Annotated in this window: 1 protein-coding gene; it reads left to right on the top strand. The window is 71.8% G+C overall.

Features of this window, described 5'->3' with window-relative positions; all coding sequences use genetic code 11:
• Window positions 1-714 precede the first annotated feature (714 nt).
• Window positions 715-990, top strand: coding sequence for a hypothetical protein (locus ABZ641_RS39510; RefSeq protein ID WP_344626307.1), 276 nt, complete (start codon window positions 715-717; stop codon window positions 988-990).
• The last annotated feature ends 12 nt before the right edge of the window (window positions 991-1,002 follow it).

Below are 1,002 nucleotides of genomic sequence, written 5' to 3'. Positions count from 1 at the left end.
GCGGCCCCGGACGGCGGCCGGAAAACGCGACCGCCGGTGCCGCGCCGTGCGAGCGGCGGCACCGGCAGTCCGGTTTGGCGGTCCGGCCGACCCTCAACGACCGACCGCCGGTCCGTCACCGCACCTGAGTCGGGCCGCCGCAGCGTCGAGACGGCCGGACAGTGACTCAGCAGGTGTCGGAAGTTTTCTTCATCTGTCGAACTCATTCGACAGGAGTCTCGAGGGGTGGCTCGGGAACTCCGTGTCTGAGGAAATATTGCTTGTAGGTTTCCGCCGCGTCAATCCCTCGGACGCGTTCAAGTTGTGAAGGCACTCCGAATGGTCCCCCGTAGGCGGGCCGGGCTGCGGCGCAGGCCCGCACTCTCACCCGCACCGGTGACCCGGCCGCCCGCCGCGTCACCCGCGCGGGCTGCCCGCCGGCCGCACCCCCGGAGCTCCTCCCGCCCCCTGCGCGCCGGGCCCGTGCCGCCGTACGCGGCTGCGGCATCCGGCGTGCTGCCGCCGACAGGTTTGAAGCGCGTCCGATATGCCCGACCTGCGGTGCTGTGTTGTCGGTGATCGATGCCCAGTCGTGACCGAGGCCACGGCCGTCTGGTGAAGTGTCAGATCCGTTCGCACGATACGGTGGCAGAACACCAGGACGCTTGCGCGCGGAGAGCCACTCACGGATAGTCTTCGCCTCACGGCCCTGGCGCCTCGTAGGGGTGGGAAACGATGGAACAGATGCAAGTGCGACCCCGGCCGCGAGTGCCGGCGATCCAGTGCGGTGTCGGCACGACCGGCCGCCGGATCGACCGCCACCTGGCCGTACTCGGCGCGCCCGCGCTCTCGACGGTCGACACGGCCGAGGCCCTCGGCCTGATAAGGGAGCTCACACCGCGCGGCACCGGTGCGACCGGCACACAGGCCGCGCCCCGGCGCACCGCCCGGGTGTCGCTGCTCACTCCGCTGCGCCGCCTGCGCCGCAGCCTGTTCGGCAGCCGGCACTAGCGGCGCGGCGGC

Source organism: Kitasatospora sp. NPDC007106, assembly GCF_040634455.1.
Lineage (GTDB): Bacteria > Actinomycetota > Actinomycetes > Streptomycetales > Streptomycetaceae > Kitasatospora > Kitasatospora arboriphila.
The sequence above is the reverse complement of the archived record's forward strand: the minus strand, read 5'-3'. Positions and strand labels throughout refer to the sequence as shown.